Source organism: Cupriavidus sp. SIMBA_020 (assembly GCF_046535395.1).
In the GTDB taxonomy this organism is placed as follows: Bacteria; Pseudomonadota; Gammaproteobacteria; order Burkholderiales; family Burkholderiaceae; genus Cupriavidus; species Cupriavidus campinensis.
The window spans coordinates 212282-228287 of record NZ_JAWRWU010000006.1; the positions used below are offsets into that span (position 1 = coordinate 212282).

15 protein-coding genes are annotated in these 16006 nt (G+C 62.3%); 5 read left to right on the forward strand and 10 right to left on the reverse strand.

Annotation, left to right across the window (positions count from 1 at the left end):
• Positions 1 to 14 precede the first annotated feature (14 nt).
• The gene (locus SB751_RS14350) at positions 15 to 734 is read right to left on the reverse strand and encodes a Crp/Fnr family transcriptional regulator (protein ID WP_211942578.1); all 720 of its coding nucleotides are present in this window, start codon (positions 732 to 734) and stop codon (positions 15 to 17) included.
• A gap of 415 nt (positions 735 to 1149) precedes the next feature.
• On the opposite strand from SB751_RS14350, the gene SB751_RS14355 reads away from it, so the two are divergent.
• The 3 genes from SB751_RS14355 (at position 1150) to SB751_RS14365 (ending at position 3485) form a co-directional block, all read left to right on the forward strand.
• A complete protein-coding gene (locus SB751_RS14355; RefSeq protein WP_211942577.1) occupies positions 1150 to 1404 on the forward strand; it encodes a hypothetical protein in 255 nt (84 codons plus the stop codon).
• 660 nt (positions 1405 to 2064) lie between these two features.
• Positions 2065 to 3132 (forward strand): alpha/beta fold hydrolase, encoded by a 1068-nt coding sequence (locus SB751_RS14360; RefSeq protein WP_410748170.1) that lies wholly within the window; start codon positions 2065 to 2067, stop codon positions 3130 to 3132.
• A 104-nt stretch (positions 3133 to 3236) separates the two neighbouring features.
• On the forward strand, positions 3237 to 3485 hold the full coding sequence (locus tag SB751_RS14365; RefSeq protein ID WP_144202160.1) for a DUF1488 domain-containing protein: 249 nt from the start codon (positions 3237 to 3239) through the stop codon (positions 3483 to 3485).
• 21 nt (positions 3486 to 3506) lie between these two features.
• On the opposite strand, the gene SB751_RS14370 is transcribed toward SB751_RS14365, so the two are convergent.
• The gene (locus tag SB751_RS14370) at positions 3507 to 4043 is read right to left on the reverse strand and encodes a GNAT family N-acetyltransferase (protein ID WP_144202162.1); all 537 of its coding nucleotides are present in this window, start codon (positions 4041 to 4043) and stop codon (positions 3507 to 3509) included.
• A gap of 303 nt (positions 4044 to 4346) precedes the next feature.
• Between SB751_RS14370 and SB751_RS14375 the strand changes: the two genes are divergently transcribed.
• Complete coding sequence (locus tag SB751_RS14375) at positions 4347 to 5675, forward strand: MFS transporter (RefSeq protein ID WP_410748171.1); 1329 nt, start codon at positions 4347 to 4349, stop codon at positions 5673 to 5675.
• 113 nt (positions 5676 to 5788) lie between these two features.
• On the opposite strand, the gene phaZ is transcribed toward SB751_RS14375, so the two are convergent.
• The 8 genes from phaZ to SB751_RS14415 all read right to left on the reverse strand — a co-directional run bounded on the left by phaZ (position 5789) and on the right by SB751_RS14415 (position 14923).
• On the reverse strand, positions 5789 to 6631 hold the full coding sequence (phaZ, locus tag SB751_RS14380) for a poly(3-hydroxyalkanoate) depolymerase (protein WP_144202166.1): 843 nt from the start codon (positions 6629 to 6631) through the stop codon (positions 5789 to 5791).
• Between the two features lie 70 nt (positions 6632 to 6701).
• On the reverse strand, positions 6702 to 7127 hold the full coding sequence (locus tag SB751_RS14385) for a phasin family protein (RefSeq protein WP_144202168.1): 426 nt from the start codon (positions 7125 to 7127) through the stop codon (positions 6702 to 6704).
• Between the two features lie 61 nt (positions 7128 to 7188).
• Positions 7189 to 8907 carry an alpha/beta fold hydrolase gene (locus SB751_RS14390; RefSeq protein WP_410748172.1) on the reverse strand — a complete coding sequence of 573 codons (1719 nt, stop codon included), beginning with the start codon at positions 8905 to 8907 and terminating at the stop codon, positions 7189 to 7191.
• A gap of 11 nt (positions 8908 to 8918) precedes the next feature.
• Positions 8919 to 9383, reverse strand: a complete 465-nt coding sequence (locus SB751_RS14395) for a MaoC family dehydratase (RefSeq protein ID WP_144202170.1) — start codon at positions 9381 to 9383, stop codon at positions 8919 to 8921.
• A 40-nt stretch (positions 9384 to 9423) separates the two neighbouring features.
• Complete coding sequence (locus SB751_RS14400) at positions 9424 to 11217, reverse strand: acyl-CoA dehydrogenase (protein ID WP_410748173.1); 1794 nt, start codon at positions 11215 to 11217, stop codon at positions 9424 to 9426.
• Between the two features lie 267 nt (positions 11218 to 11484).
• Positions 11485 to 12483: an AraC family transcriptional regulator gene (locus SB751_RS14405; RefSeq protein WP_144202174.1), complete on the reverse strand. Its 999-nt coding sequence runs from the start codon at positions 12481 to 12483 to the stop codon at positions 11485 to 11487.
• 241 nt (positions 12484 to 12724) lie between these two features.
• The gene (locus SB751_RS14410; protein WP_144202176.1) at positions 12725 to 13717 is read right to left on the reverse strand and encodes a tripartite tricarboxylate transporter substrate-binding protein; all 993 of its coding nucleotides are present in this window, start codon (positions 13715 to 13717) and stop codon (positions 12725 to 12727) included.
• A gap of 39 nt (positions 13718 to 13756) precedes the next feature.
• On the reverse strand, positions 13757 to 14923 hold the full coding sequence (locus SB751_RS14415) for a mandelate racemase/muconate lactonizing enzyme family protein (RefSeq protein WP_144202178.1): 1167 nt from the start codon (positions 14921 to 14923) through the stop codon (positions 13757 to 13759).
• A 112-nt stretch (positions 14924 to 15035) separates the two neighbouring features.
• Here SB751_RS14415 and SB751_RS14420 point away from each other — a divergent pair, with 112 nt between their 5' ends.
• Positions 15036 to 15968: a LysR family transcriptional regulator gene (locus SB751_RS14420; protein ID WP_144202181.1), complete on the forward strand. Its 933-nt coding sequence runs from the start codon at positions 15036 to 15038 to the stop codon at positions 15966 to 15968.
• Positions 15969 to 16006: the final 38 nt, after the last annotated feature.

Below are 16006 nucleotides of genomic sequence, written 5' to 3' on the forward strand. Positions count from 1 at the left end.
CGCACGCTTTGCCCTCAGATCTTCAATATGTCTGGCAACAGCCGTTCGAACTCTCGCTTCACGACCGCGTAACACTCACATACGCGCTGCTCCAACCCCGCCCGGTCGAGTACCGCAATATGCCCATGGCTGTAGCGAATCAGCCCCGCGGCCTGGAGCTTTAGAGCGGCCTCGGTGACGCCGGAGCGCCGCACCCCGAGCATGTTGGCAATGAGTTCCTGCGTCATCGTCAGGTCGTTTGAGGGCAGGCGGTCAATACTTAGCAGCAGCCATCGGCACAATTGCTGGTCGATGGAATGATGGCGATTGCAGACCGCTGTCTGCGCCATTTGTGTGATGAGTGCTTGCGTATATCGGAGCAACAGATGCTGGAACGACCCGCCCCGTACGAATTCCTGCTTAAGGATCGCTGCGCTCAAGCCGTATGCGTACCCCGCGCTTTGCACAATGGCGCGGCTCGGGGTTGTTTCCCCGCCCATAAAAATCGCGATGCCGACCACACCCTCGTTGCCAACGATTGCGATCTCGGCAGACGCTCCGTCTTCCATCACATACAGCAGAGAAATGATCGCATTGGTTGGGAAATAGACAGAGCGTAGTTGATCACCCGACTCGTACACGACGTGGCCTAATGGCAACTCCACCAACATTAGGTACGGTGCGAGGCGCTCCCGGTCCGCCGCGGGGAGTGCGGCGAGAAGATGGTTCGATTTCGGATCCTGCATGATGCTCATGACTGCACCTCCCCGGCCAGAAAGGTTGAAAACGGTGACGTCTGACATCGATCTGTGCCCAGGATATTGAACCGCCCACAAGGCGACACAAGATCACTTGCTTTTAAAATATAGATCGGCGGACCGACCAGGCAAGTGCCGTAACGATTGCAGTACAAGTCGCGCTCGCGGCATCACCTTCGCACTATCTCCGTCCCGTCAGAACGGCTTGCGCACAACGGAATAAATGCCAGGTTCGACGCCCTGCGGACGGCACTTCTCCGCTGATAGCACGCTAGCGTACCGACAGATCGCCGGCATCCGTCGATAGTCGGGCCAGATGTGACCCTAGTACGAGGGATAGCTGTTCAGAAGTTCCGCCCCCATCCCACCGGACTGCGGAGGGTCCATCGCAAACCGTGGCATGGAGGATGTAATGCAAGCTAAGAGTGATGGCCACAGCGTGATCGTTTTCCCCGATCTTGTCGGTGGCTGGTACTTCGTAGAAATAGAAGGGAAAGCCGTCTATCGCTTTGGGCCCTTCGAGTCATACAAAATCGTTAGTGATCTAGTGCCAGTTCTGTTCCCTAAAGTTCCCAAGCTGGAGATCTTGGAACCCGCAGAATTCGACGACGATGCGCTGATGATTCTTGGCAATGGCGAACGCGTGGGGGAAATATCCAGGGAGTAGGCCAATCTTTCCGTGAGTGGGCGCCCGGCCCAGGCGCCCCTGACATGCTTGTAAAGGCCGAGCCGGATATCGCTGCGCACGCGTAGCGCAGTGCCAGACACAGTTCATTCCAATGATCGCTCGACAGCGACCAGCGAAACAACGAGCTGCAGGGCTTCCTCGACAGGCTAACCGCCCCCTAGGGGCCCCGTGTGTCACTGATTTGTAAGGGCTCTAGGTTGGGAAACCTATAACACCTATTCTTACGAGGTGAAACGTCCTGCACCGCTGTTCCCGGATTTCCCGAACTCTTCCAGACGCCCCCGCCCCTCCCCTGCATGCGATACCCGCCTTTCGTCATTGCATGCGCGGCCCTTCCCGTTCTCTGTTTGCCAAAACGCTTGCTGAGGCGAGGCGGCCGAATTGGTGCGCCTGGGCCTTCTTGATGCATCGCTTCTGCTTCTAGCTGAAATGGATTGTCTCCGTCCAATTTAACGGGGGCCTCACCACGATTCGATGGAACGCCCGTCTGGTCAAGCTCCAGCGGAAAATATGATGGAACCTGCAGAGGATCTTCACGAGCGGCTCGCGCAACTGAGCCGCCCCGCCGGCGACCTACTGGCGCCGAGCTTGCACACGAAATCCGAGTAGTTCAATGCGCCGCGCCCATGCGAGGAATTCATGTCTTCTTTCAAGAATAAGTCAAGTCAAACTTCAGTTGGCACCGCCGGTGCCCTTGCCGGAATAGGGATGGCGCTGGCCGGAGGGGCAACCGCACTATGGGTGCGAAGGCAAGCTCGCAAGGCGCAACACGACAATCCTCCGCTCGGGCAGTTTGTCGAGGTGGATGGCGTGCGCCTGCACTACGTCGAGAAGGGTGCTGGCCCACCCGTCCTCTTGCTCCATGGAAACGTATTCCAGCTAGAGGACTTCATCGCCAGCGGATTACTGGAGGTGTTGGCGCGGCACCATCGGGTGATTGTGTTCGACCGCCCCGGCTTTGGTCACAGTGACCGCCCCCGCGACCGCCAGTGGACGCCAGAGGCGCAGGCCGCGCTGATGACCGCGGCCCTGGCGAAGCTGGGTGCGGACCCACCCGTGGTAGTCGGGCATTCGTGGGGCGCGCTTGTAGCGCTCGGCATGGCGCTCGATTTCCCCACAGCAGTGCGCGGCCTGGTGCTGATAGGCGGCTACTACTACCCCACTGCCCTGGCCGAAGGCCCCTTGGCCGCGCCGGCGGCCATCCCTGTGGTCGGTGATGCCATGCGCTACACGGTAGCGCCGCTCGCCGGCCGCTTGTTCCTGAAGCAGGCGGTGCGCAAGATGTTTGCACCCGCGCCTATGCCACCCAACTTCTTCGAAGTGGTACCGCGTGAAATGCTGCTCAGGCCGTCACAGATCAAAGCCGCTGCAGAAGATGCCGCGACCATGACCCCAGCGGCGAAAAGGTTTCGAGATCGCTACGCCAGCATGGAGATGCCGGTAACCATCGTCGCAGGCGCGGGGGACAAGATCGTTGACGTCAAGGCGCATGCGTCCCGCCTGCATGATGAGCTGCCTCGCAGCACGCTCGTGATCGCGCCAGGGGCGGGTCACATGGTTCATCACGCGGTGCCGGGAGACATTGCCCAAGCGGTCGAGTCCATGTCGCGTGGCCCGGGCTCGTTGCGGCTTGCGCAGGCGGGACCATCTTCCTCGCCTGACGACGCCGGGGATGAAGTGGCCGAGGACGCCCGCACAACCCCGTGACGTCCTTCGCTCGCTGCCCCGCCTCTGGCCGGGAGAATGCGGAGTTGATGCGAAAGAACCTCTAGACACGTCCGGGTTAAATCCGGCTTCACAGGAATTCCGCTATGGCACTGAACTTCCCTAACCCCAGCCGCATCTACGACGCGTCGCGGCACTGCGTGTGTTTCTGGGGCTACGACAACGCACGCGAAGTCACCTTCCAAGTCTCCGACGATGTCCTTGCACACCTAAGCAAGGAAACCACCTCCGAAGAAGCCGCCTTTCTATCCACATTCGACCAGCATCGCGAGCAGATACTTCTGCTGGCAAGGGAACTCTACACGCCGGGCATGCGCAACACATACTCCATTTGAGCACTCTCAATCAACACTGTCTTACAGCGCAAGGGTCACCACGCGCAACGTAGTGTCGTCGGGACACGGTATGTCGGCGAATCCCAAATGGCGAGCCAATCGCCGCATCGCGGTGTTCGATGACAGGACATAGCCTTCCATGGATCGATACCCGCGGCGGCGAGCGGTGTCGATTAGCACGCTCAGCAATCGGCTGGCAAGGCCAAGCGCCTGCCAGTCATCGACGATCGTGACCGCAAACTCGCAAGTATCGTTGCCGGGTGCCGCGGCATAGCGCGCGCCCCCCACAATGGACGGCGCCTTGCCTTTGGTGGCAATTGCCACCAGGACAAGCTCGCACTCCGCCGACGGATGCGTCGCGTGCTCAAGCATTGCTTCGGGTAGCTGTTGCATGGCGGCCATGAATCTCGTGTAACGCGCGTCGGCGGAAAGTCTGTCGAACGCCGCCAGCAGGCCAGCCTTGTCGTCTTCGGCAATCTCCCGAACCAGCACCTCCCGTCCGTCGCGCAGCGACACGCTGAACGGCACGAATGTTGTTGTGTCAGATTTGTCTTGCATGGCAACCGTGTCGTAAGGGAAAAGGACGGGTTCGATGCATTCGCCTCGTCGCATTTCATACTAGGTGACCCGGCGCAGTTCGCCGGAGTTGGAGTCAGGCCGCCAGGCCCGGCATCGGGACCCTCAGGTTTTCCCGGACTTCCCGAAAAGCAAAATGCATGTCCCGGAATGTCAAACCGTACGCATCTGATACTAGATACTTGCTTCGGTTGCGACCGGACGTTGGCAAGCGCCATGGAAGGAAGCGTCAACGCCTCGGCTCAGGTGGCCGGGAGTCGTCAAAGTGTTCCCTCTGAGGTATTCATGCTCGAACGTTCCACATTTCCCACCCTGGCAGCAGATCCAGCCAGGCCAGTCGGACTCCACTACTACTCGTGGGTAGTGTTCGCCCTGGGCTTTGGTCTGCTGCTGTCAGACTACATGTCGCGCCAGGTGCTCAATGCGGTATTTCCGCTGCTGAAGCACGAATGGGCGCTGACTGATACGGAACTGGGCGCGCTCGGCGGCATTGTTGCGCTGATGGTGGGGATCCTGACATTGCCGCTGTCTGTCCTCGCCGACCGCTGGGGCCGGGTCAAGAGCCTCATGCTGATGGCCGGCTTGTGGAGCCTCGCTACACTCGGCTGTGCAGTGGCGACGAACTTCGGCGAAATGTTCATCGCCCGGCTGTGCGTGGGAATCGGCGAAGCTGCCTATGGCAGCGTGGGCATTGCCATGGTGCTGTCGGTATTCCCCCGCCGCTTGCGCTCCAGCCTGAGCGCCGCGTTCATTGCCGGCGGCCCATTCGGATCGGTGCTGGGAATGGCCCTGGGCGGCACCCTCGCCGCTCATCTCGGGTGGCGCTGGGCGTTTGCCGCGATGGCCATCTTCGGCCTGACACTCGTAGCAGTGTTTCGCTTCGTGGTAACGGAACCGCGCCTGAAGGCGCAGCGCGCGCGGATTGGTGAGGACAAGGGCGACGCGGCAACACCCAAACGCCTGGCATTGCGGCCCCTGGTATCCGCCCTGTTCTCGGCCCCTTCGATTCTTTATACCTATGTCGGCAGCGCCATGCAGTTGCTGGTCACGGGCGCCCTGCTTGCGTGGATGCCGAGCTACCTGTCACGCTACTACGGCATGGCGACGGATCGTGCAGGCCTGACAGCCGCAGGCTTCGTGCTGGCGGCCGGCGCAGGCATGATTGCCTGCGGTGCGCTGACCGACTGGGCCGCCCGCAATGCCCCCACCCGCAAGTGGCTGATGGCCATTGCCTACAGCACCACCAGTTGCGTGCTGCTCGTGGCGGCCTTCCACACGCCGGCGGGCACAACGCAAATGGTCCTGATCTTTGCCGGCATGTTGCTGGTGGGCGGTACGGCCGGACCGGCGAGCGCAGTGGTAGCCAACCTCACGCATCCCGCCATTCACGCGACGGCCTTCGCCACGCTCACGCTCGCCAACAACCTGCTGGGCCTCGCGCCCGGTCCCTTTGTGACGGGACTGATCGCCGACAGAATCGGCTTGCTTGGCGCCCTGCAGATCATTCCGCTGGCCGGCCTGTGCGCCACATTGTGTTTCGGGATCGGGCGCAAGTACTACGCCGCCGATCTGCGTCGCATCGAGAGCGAGCGAGCCTCGCAGGCACAGACCTGACCGCCCTCCCCGCACTCTCCTACCTTGAGTTCCAAGGGAGGGGCCGACGCGGCATCTCCATCCAAGACAATGAGAGGAAGAGGTGGCCCCCCGGAATCCGGGGGGCCACTGCGTCAGGCCTGAGGCTGACGCAGGAAACGCAGCACCACCGGTGCCGCTTCGCTGATGCGAGTCAGGAGGAAGAGGTGCCCATCCTCGAAGACGTGGAGCGCTGCATGCCGAATGCGCGAAGCGAGGATCCTGGCATTGACCAGGGGCACGATGGGATCGTCGGAGCCGTGCATGACCAGCGTGGGCTGGCTCAGCGCGCCGAGCCACAACAGGCTGCTCCATCCCCATGCCGCCAGCAACTGGTACATATAGCCGCGGCCGCGCGGCGGATGCATATGGCGGCCGTGCGCGTCCAGCAATGCGGGATCGTCGCGGAAGGCACCGCCATAGATATCGGCGCCCACGCGCCGCAGGTAGTCCGGGTCGGTATAGCGGCGCGCGCCGATCATCTTCGAGAGGACCGACACGCTACCCGGCACCATGATCACGCCGGGCGACGTTGCCGCCAGCACAAGGCGCCGGCAGCGCATCGGATAGAGATGCGCGAACTCCTGCGCGAGCGCCCCACCCCAGGAAACGCCGAGCACATCGACCTGCCCTTCATAGCCGAGATGACCAAGCAGTTTGTCAGCGAGCACGCACAGGTTGGACAGGCGATAGGGAAGCAGCGGCGCGGGAGAACCGCCAGCGCCGGGGACATCGAAAATGATCACTTCGACGCCATCGAGCGCATCGACGAACGGTTCGACGAGTTCCAGATTGGCGCCGATACCGTTGAACATAAGCAGCGGCGGCCCCGCATCGTTACCGGGCCGGATGCCGACCCGCAGCACCTGTCCATCCAGGTCTACGGTCCGGATTGCCATCTTGTGGCCAGATTCAACGCTGGCACCGTTTATTGTCATCAAGTCGTCCTGGAAGCATTGCCCTGAAACGGGCGGGACGGCACGACCTGGTGAGGCCGTGCCGGGTGCCTTACGGCTTGGGGCGCAGGATGCTTTTCACTTCTTCCACATTCTCCGCGAAACGCTTGCCGACCACAGCGAAGCTGTCGGCTTGCGTCTTGTACACGGTGTCGGTCAGGCCGCGCAGGCCGGCCACGGCCTTGTTCAGGCTGAGCGGCAGCAGGTCGGTCACGCGCACAGGCGAAGCCTTGGCTTCATCGCCCAGCTTCGCCGTGCCGAGCGACTGCAGATCGGCGGCGGTGCCACACAGGTACTCGGCCTGCAGACGGACCAGCGATTGCAGGCCGCTCAGCAGCGTGAGATTGACGCCGGCCAGCGCCTCGATGTCCTTGCGACGGGACTCCAGGATCGCCACCGGATCCAGGCGGTTGTGCTTGACGAAGTCAAACAGCTTCTTGTGCGGGGCGAAGGCGCCCGCGGTATTGGTCGATTCCATCTTCATGGTCTCCATTCAGGTTACGTTGAAAAACTGGAAAAAGCTGCGGTATGGCCGGGCGTCAGGCTTCCATTACGTAGCGTCCGGGGGCTTCGCCGCACGGCGCGTGGCGTGCGTTGCCAGGCGCCGAGGGGGCTTTGCGCTTTGGGCCGGACCGCTGCTTAAGCCACTGGCTCCAGTGGTTCCACCACGAATCGGACGTGGCCTCGGCGCCGTCCAGCCAGGCTTGCGGGTCGGTCGTATCGTCGCCGTTTACGAAGAACTTCGCCTTCGCATTCCCGGGCGGGTTGATCAGGCTTTGAATGTGGCCGCTGGAGCTCAAGACGAATTCGGTCTGTCCGCCAAAGGCACGTGCGGAGCGGTACACGCCCTGCCACGGGGTGATATGGTCGGTCATGCCGGCCAATACGAATTTGTCGCAGGCGACCTTCGACAGATCGATGGGCTCGCCCATCACCGCCAGTGCGCCCGGAGTGGCAAGCAGGTTGTCCGAGAGGATGTCGAGCAACTGGCAATGGAATCCTGCGGGCAGCCGTGTCGTGTCGTTATTCCAGTACAGGACATCAAACGCCGGCGGCGCCTTGCCAAGCAGGTAGTTGTTGACCCAGTAGTTCCACACCAGATCATTGGGCCGCATCCATGCGAATACCCGGCCCAGTTCCTCGCCGTCGAGCACACCCCTGGCCTGGCTGCTTTGCCGCGCGGTGGTAACGGCCTCCGGCGTGGCGAACAGGCCCAGCTGAGATTGCTCGTCCAGGCTGAAGACGGACACCATCAGCGTGGCGGCATTCACCAGTTTCTCGCCACGGCTTGCGCAATAGCCCATCAGTGCCGCCATTGTCATCGCGCCGGCGCAGGCGCCATGCAGGTTCACGTCGTCACTGCCGGTGATATCGCGAATGGCATGGATCGCTTCGATCAGCGCCGCCACGTAGGTGTCGAGATTCCACTCGCGCTGCGCCGCAGTCGGATTGCGCCAGCTCACCATGAACACCTGGAATTCCTGCCCCACCAGGTACTCGACGATGCTCTTGCCCGAAGCGAGGTCGAACACATAGAACTTGTTGACCTGTGGCGGCACGATAAGTTGCGGGCGGGCGTGGACTTTGGCCGTGACAGGCGTGTACTGGATCAGTTCGAGTACGTCATTGCGGAAGACCACCGCTCCCTGCGTGCTCGCCAGATCATTTCCAACACGAAACGCGCCCTTGTCGACCTGGGAAGGCATGCCCTGATTGGTCAGGGCATCGGTCAGCAGGTTGGTCATTCCGGAGAGCAGGCTGAGACCGCCCGATTCGAACGTCTCCCTGAGCGCCGCCGGGTTGCCCAGCAGCATATTGGTCGGCGCCAGCGCGTCGAAAACGAGGGATGTGAAGAACTGCGCGCGTTCCTTGCTGCGCGCATCCATGACAGAGCGGCTGACAAAGCCGGCCGCGGCATCCCGCCACGCAACGTAGCCCTGCAGCGGCATGCGGAACAGTGGGTTGTCGTGCCACTCCCGGTCCGCGAAGCGACGGTCGCGGGCTGGCGGGGCACTGGCCGTGCCGGCGATCACGCGCAGCAGGTCATGCGCCAGTTGCGTCTGCTGCTCCAGCAGCAGTGCGGGCTCCTGAACGCATTGCGTGCCGATCTGGTGGGCGGTGGAAGCCAGATCCTCCGGGCGCAGGCCCACAAAGGGATTGGGGACGGCGGCGATCGATCCACCGCTGTCGGGCACGGCCGGCCGATTGGCCTTGGTTGGCTTGCCGGCCTTGCCTGTACGTTGCTTCGTCATTTCCATGGCGTCTCTCCTCAGGCCACCAGCAGTGCCAGCGACTCGGCAACCAGGGCCGGCCGGGCCTGGCCTTCGATTTCCATGGTGTTCTCCGTCCTCAGCATGATGCGGCCTTCACCTTTGTCCTCTGCCGCGAGCAGCTTCACACGATTGCGCACCCGGGCGCCGGCCCTCACTGGCGTCAGGAAGCGCGTTTTTTCGAGCCCGCAGTTCACGGCCGCTTTCGCATCGACCGGAACGATACCCATGCGGGTCAGCTGGCCGCCCAGCAGCGAAAGCGTGAGGAAGCCGTGCGCGACGGTGCCGCCAAACGGGCTTTCGCGACCCGCCCGGTCCACATCCACGTGGATCCACTGGTGGTCGTCCGTGCAGTCTGCAAATGCATCGATGCGCGCCTGATCCACCTCGACCCATTCCGATACGCCCAACTCCTGGCCGACGAACGCGCCAAGCGTCGCCATGCTGTAACCGTCGATTTTCATGCTGCTGTCCTTCAAAGTTTTTGGGTCTGGGCTGACTGCGTCAGAACTGCGCGTCGTTCAAGGCAAGGAATCCGTCCGTGCCGACGACACTGGTGATCGCCGCCTCCATGGCCGGCGCGCGCACCAGGATATGGTTGGCAAAGAACTCCGCGGTGGCGATCTTGGCGCCGTAGAAGGCCTCGTCCTCGTGATGCTTATCGATGGCAACGATGAGTGCCCGCGCCATCTGCCAGCCGGTCAGCACAATGCCAGCCATCTTCAGGTAGGCCACGCTGGCACCGAACACGGCGTTGGCATCGGTACGCGTCTTCGCGACGACGAACTCGATGACGTTTGCCAGTGCGGTGTGCGCTGCGCTCAGACGCTTGTACATTGCGCGGCATGCCGCATTGGCGCCACGCTCCGCGAGCGCGGCAAGCGTGTCATCGATCTGCGCGAGGATGGCCCGTGCGGTGGCGCCGCCGTCGCGGACGGTCTTGCGGCCAATCAGATCGTTGGCCTGGATGGCGGTGGTGCCTTCATAGATCGGCAGGATGCGCGCATCGCGGTAGTGTTGCGCTGCACCTGTTTCCTCGATAAAGCCCATGCCGCCGTGCACCTGCACGCCTAGGCTGGTGACCTCCAGCGACATCTCCGTGCTCCATCCCTTGATGACGGGCACGAGGTATTCGTAGACCGCGGCATACTGTGCGCGCGTCTCGGCATCGGCAGCGGCATGCGCGATGTCCGAGTAGCCCGCTGCCACCAGCGCGAGCGCCCGCGCGCCTTCGGTCAGCGCCCGCATTTCGGTCAGCATGCGGCGAACGTCGGGATGCCGGATGATCGGGACGGGTTCCTTTGCCGTGCCGTCCACGGGGCGGCTCTGCACCCGATCCTTCGCGTAGGCGACGGCCTGCTGGTATGCGCGATCCGAGATCGCGATGCCCTGCACGCCCACGCCAAAGCGCGCCGAATTCATCATGACGAACATGTATTCGAGGCCGCGGTTCTCTTCCCCGATCAGGTAGCCGATGGCGCCACCGTGATCGCCGAACTGAAGCACGGCGGTCGGGCTGGCCTTGATGCCAAGCTTGTGCTCGATCGACACGCACTGGACATCGTTGCGCGCCCCCAGCGAGCCGTCATCGTTGACGAGAAACTTCGGCACCAGGAACAGCGAGATACCCTTCACGCCTTCGGGCGCATCCGGCGTGCGTGCCAGCACCAGATGCACGATGTTCTCGGCCATGTCGTGCTCCCCGTACGTGATGAAGATCTTGGTGCCCGATACCTTGTAGGCGCCGTCCGCCTGGCGCACGGCGCGCGAGCGGACCAGCGCGAGGTCGGAGCCGGCCTGCGGCTCGGTGAGGTTCATCGTCCCGGTCCATTTGCCTGCGATCAGGCGCGGCAGGTAGCGCTGCTGCAGTTCGTCGGAGCCCGCCGTGAGCAGTGCCTCGATGGCGCCGTCGGTCAGCAGCGGACACAGCGCAAAGGACATGTTCGCCGCGTTCATCATCTCGATGCATGGCGTGGCGACCAGCTTGGGCAATCCCTGTCCGCCGAATTCGGTCGGATGGACGACGCCTTGCCAGCCGCCATCGCCGAACTGGCGAAACGCCTCCTTGAAGCCGGACGTGGTCCGCACTTCGCCGTCGTGCCAGCTGCTCGGGGCCTTGTCCCCTGCCGCGTTCAGCGGCGCCAGTACCTCGCCGTGGAATTTCGCGGCCTCGTCGAGAACCGCCTCGACCGTCTCCGGAGTGGCGTCCTCGAAACCGGGAAGCGTGGCAATCTTTGTCAGTCCGGCCAGATCCCGGATGATAAACAGCATGTCCTTGGTGGGTGCGGTATAGCTCATCTCTTGCCTCTTTATCTTGAGATGCAGCGCCCGCGGCTCGGTAGCCTGCTGCGCTGCGACATTGACGGAGTGATCGTAATGTCGGGCAGCGCAAAGCGGATTACCCGAACCGGCCCATTCGCTGACAAATCGTGCCGCTTTCCGCCTTGAACGGGCGCATGCACCCGGCGGACGGGATGAGTGTCGCCTGAAGTGGCAGGATTTGTTAGTCGACGGCCAGGATTGACAGTCCGTGTCGATCGACGCCAGCTGGCGCCAATCAACGGATCAGAGTGGGCGGCGGTAGGCGTTGGGGGTGCTACCCGTCCAGTGCCGGAATGCCCGATGGAAGGCGGTGGGATTGTCGAAGCCCACGTCGTAGGCGATCGCGGCAATGGGATCTTCGGAGCGCGTCAGGCGCTGGATGGCAAGATCGCGCCGCACCTCGTCCTTGATGGCCTGGAACGTCGTGCCTTCCGCCGACAGTCGCCGGCATAAGGTGCGCACGGAGTGGTGGAGTGCCTGCGCGACAGCATCGATGGTCGGCGAAGCAGGCAGGCATTCGGCAAGGTGCTGGCGCACGCGGTGGCAGGTCAATTGCTCGGCGAACGCGACGAAGATCCAGTCTTCGGGCGCGCGTGCTAGAAATTTCTCGAGGTCAGGCTTGCGTTGCCTGACAGGCAAGTCAAGGTAGGCCGCGTCGAAACTGATCTGCGTGCGTGCGCAGTCAAAGTGGACCGGGCCTGGAAACAGATAGAGATGATCGCTGCTCTGCGGCGGGAGCGGAAAGGCGAACTCGGCGCCATTGAGCAGGATTCTATGGCGGATGAGCCACGAGGCCATCCCATGCACCAGCTTCAGCATCAGTTCGCAGCCCAGCACGCTCACGCCCGGGCCATCCGGGTTCGCCACCAGTTCGACATACCCGTTCCCACCCTCACGCCGTAACGTCAGACGAAATTCATCAAGGATCAGGTGGAAGAACTGGCCAAAGCGATGCAGGGCAACCTCCAGCCTTGGCGCGTCGAGCAGACTGAGACCCAGGAACTTCAGCACGCCATTGCGCAGCGGACGGCTGAAGATGCCAGGCATTTCATCGTCAAGCTCCATTGCCAGCAGCCGATAGAGCGTGGCGAACTGTTCCTGGGTGACCCGCGCGGCGGGCTCCTGCAGAAGTTCATGCGCAATCCCCGAGCGTTCGGCAAGCCGCGCGATAGCAGCCGGGTCCGCGCCCGACAGGAAGCCGTTGACGACGGATATAGGGACGGTAGCGGACAGGCCTGTCAAGTGAGGGGGCAGGCAGTGAATGCCGGTCTGGGGTGATGACGCTACATTCTGGCACAGCCGTGGTGCCTTGAAAACGTGATATGGCTGCAAGGCCGCGTGGGGCAGCGATGCCCATGTGATGGAACGGTTCGGTTGCGTCGGCGTCGGGGTTCTCCCGGGCCCAGTCGTCCACCGAGCGCTTCGAGATGGCCCGACTGGGTTGTCTCCTGCCTGTGCGATTCGTCATAGCGCCGTCGCCGCCTCACTCCGGCTGGATTCCTGCGTCCTTGATAACCTTCGTCCACCGGACAACCTCGTCATCGAAGAACTTCTTGTGGCCTGCAGGAGAGAGGCGATCATCGGATATGACGGTGATGCCCAGCGCCTCCTCGCGCTTGATCAGGCTGGGATCCTTCAGTGCTGCGCGAAGCGCCTTGTTGATTTTATCGAGCACGGCTTGCGGCGTAGCCTGAGGGGCATATACGCCATGCCATACCGTGAAGTTGAAGCCGGGAAGCCCCGCCTCGATGAGCGTCGGGATTCCTGACAGCGCCGGCACCGCAGAGCGCTGCGCGCTGGTGACAGCGTAAGCCTTGACCTTCCTGGCTTCGATCTGCGGGGTGCTGTTGGTTGCCTGTTCGCACATGAGGTCGACTTGGCCTCCCATGATGTCGGACATCGCCGGTGCGGTTCCCTTGTAGGGAACGAACGTCATGTCGCTCTTGAGCATGTTCTGCAGCAGCAAGCTGCAGAGATGCGAAGCCGACCCCACCCCGGCATTCGCGAGATTCAGCTTGCTACCGCTGGCGCTGATGAGCTCTCGGAGCTCGGCGAAATTATTCGGCGCCAGAGCCGTTTTTCCGATGAGCGTCGACGGCGCCTCGTTGATGAGGCCAACGAAGGCCAGATCCGATGTCTTGTATCCGAGCTTCTTGTAAAGTGCGGGTGCGGTGGCCAGCCCGATATGGTGGACGAGCAACGTATAGCCGTCAGGCGCGGCGCGAGCCACACGTGCCGTGCCGATGGTGCCGCCCGCGCCCGCCGTGTTTTCGACGACGACGGTAGTGCCGAGCGTCTTGCGCAACGACTCGGCAACGTCGCGGGCGATCTTGTCGCTCGGGCCACCAGCCACGAACGGGACAACCAGGGTGACAGGCTTTTCTGGATACTCGGCGTTGGCGTGACCCGCACCGATAGCCAAGCCACTGACAAGGCAAAGGGTTGCGGCCCGTCCGGCCGCTTGTCTGATCCACATGGTTGTCTCCGTTTGTGTATTTTTTTTGATGTCTGCCGCTTAGTTCGACAGTTGCTGCATCACGCTGTACAGGTCCGACTTGCCTTCGAAGCCGATACCCGGCAGGTCCGGCATCGTGAGGTAGCCTCTCTCCACCTTGACCCCGTCGGGGAAGCCACCGAACGGCTGGAAGAGATCGGGATAGCTTTCGTTGCCACCCAGGCCGAGGCCGGCCGCGATGTTCAGCGACATCTGATGGCCGCCGTGCGGAATGCAGCGGCGCGCCGACCAGCCGTGCTCCTTGAGCATGTCCAGCGTGCGGAGGTACTCCACCAGGCCGTAGCTCAGCGCGCAGTCGAACTGCAGCCAGTCTCGGTCAGGACGCATGCCCCCATAGCGGATGAGATTGCGAGCGTCCTGCATCGAGAACAGATCCTCTCCGGTCGCCATCGGCTTGTCGTAGTAGTTGCGCAGCGTGGCCTGCAGCTCGAAGTCCAGCGGGTCGCCCGGCTCTTCGTACCAGAAGAGGTCGTATTGCGAGAGCGCCTTCGCATACTGGATCGCCGTATCGAGGTCGAACCGACCATTGGCATCGACCGCCAGCTTCTGCCCGTCCTGCAACACGCTCAGAATGGAGTCGATACGACGCAGGTCCTCGTCGAGCGATGCGCCACCTATCTTCTTCTTGACCACCGTATAGCCGCGGTCGATGTAGCTGCGCATCTCGTCCTTCAGCTTGCCGTGATCCTGGCCCGGATAGTAGTAACCACCCGCCGCGTAGACGAACACCTTGCGGTCCGCCTGGCCATTGCCGTATCGGTCAGCCAGCAGCTGGAACAGCGGCTTGCCCTCGATCTTGGCCACGGCATCCCAGATCGCCATGTCGATCGTGCCGATGGCGACAGACCGCTCGCCGTGGCCGCCGGGCTTCTCGTTCTTGAACATGGTGTCCCACACCTTGTGCGGGTTCAGGTTGTTTCCGGTGCTGTCGACGAGCGATTCCGGGTCTGCTTCCATGATGCGGGGGATGAACCGCTCGCGCATCAGGGTGCCCTGTCCATAGCGACCGTTGGAATTGAAGCCATAACCCACCACCGGCTTCCCGTCGCGGATCACGTCGGTGATCACGGCGACCAGGCTGAGGGTCATCTTGCTGAAGTCGATGTAGGCGTTGCGGATGGGCGAGCTGATTGGGAAGGTCTTCTCGCGGATTTCTACGATTCTCACAATGTGTCTCCTGATACACAGAACGCTCACGCCCATCGGCGTGGTAGTGCGTAGCATAGGTGCGGAACACTGTTCTAGAATTGAATCAAAATCACAACATTATTAAATCAAAGTGAAAGCTGACCTCGCCACGGAACTTGAGTTCTTCGTCCTCGTCGCCAAGCTGGGCACCCTCTCCGGCGCCGCGCGCGAACTCGACCTGACGCCTCCCGCCGCCACCAAGCGCCTTGCGCAAATGGAGAGCCGTTTGGGTGTGCGCCTCGTCAACAGGACCACGCGAAGTATCAGCCTCACGACGGAAGGCGAGACGTATCTCTCTTACGCGACGAGAATTCTGGCGGATCTTCAGGAGATGGAGAATGTCGTCTCCAGCAGTGGGTCGGAGCCGCGCGGACTATTGCGCGTGAACGCGACGCTCGGCTTCGGTCGAACGACGATAGCGCCTCTCGTTTCTGAATTCGCCAAGCGGTACACGCACGTTGAAGTCCAACTGGAAGTGACAGACCGGCCGGTCGACCTGGTCGATAGCGGGATCGATCTGGCAATCCGATTCGGCGCCCTTCCCGACCGCCGGCTCTCTGCGCGCCGCATCATGTCGAACCGGAGGTTTATCTGCGCATCGCCGGGATATCTCGAGCGGTTCGGCACCCCCAAGACCCTCTCCGATCTGATGCACCATCGCTGCATCATCCATCGTCAGAATGACAGTGCCTACGGCGTTTGGCGCTTTGAACATGATGACCGTCACGAGACCGTCAAAGTCAATGGCGCGCTATCCAGCAACGATGGAGACATTGTCTTGGGGTGGGCTCTCGACGGCCACGGCATACTGATCCGCTCCGAATGGGATCTGGCCAAGTATGTGGAGAGTGGCCGGCTGAGAATTCTGCTGCCCGAGTACAAGCTGCCATCCGCTGACCTGTTCGTGTACTACTCGCAGCGGCGAAACCAGACGGCACGAGCGCGCGCCTTCATCGATTTCGTCACCGAGAAGCTCAAGGGGACCGGCATTAGGAAGAAGCCTAAGGCAGACCGCACCAGTTGAGCGGCCAGAGTGCCGGGCCATCGCGCCCGAACAGACGC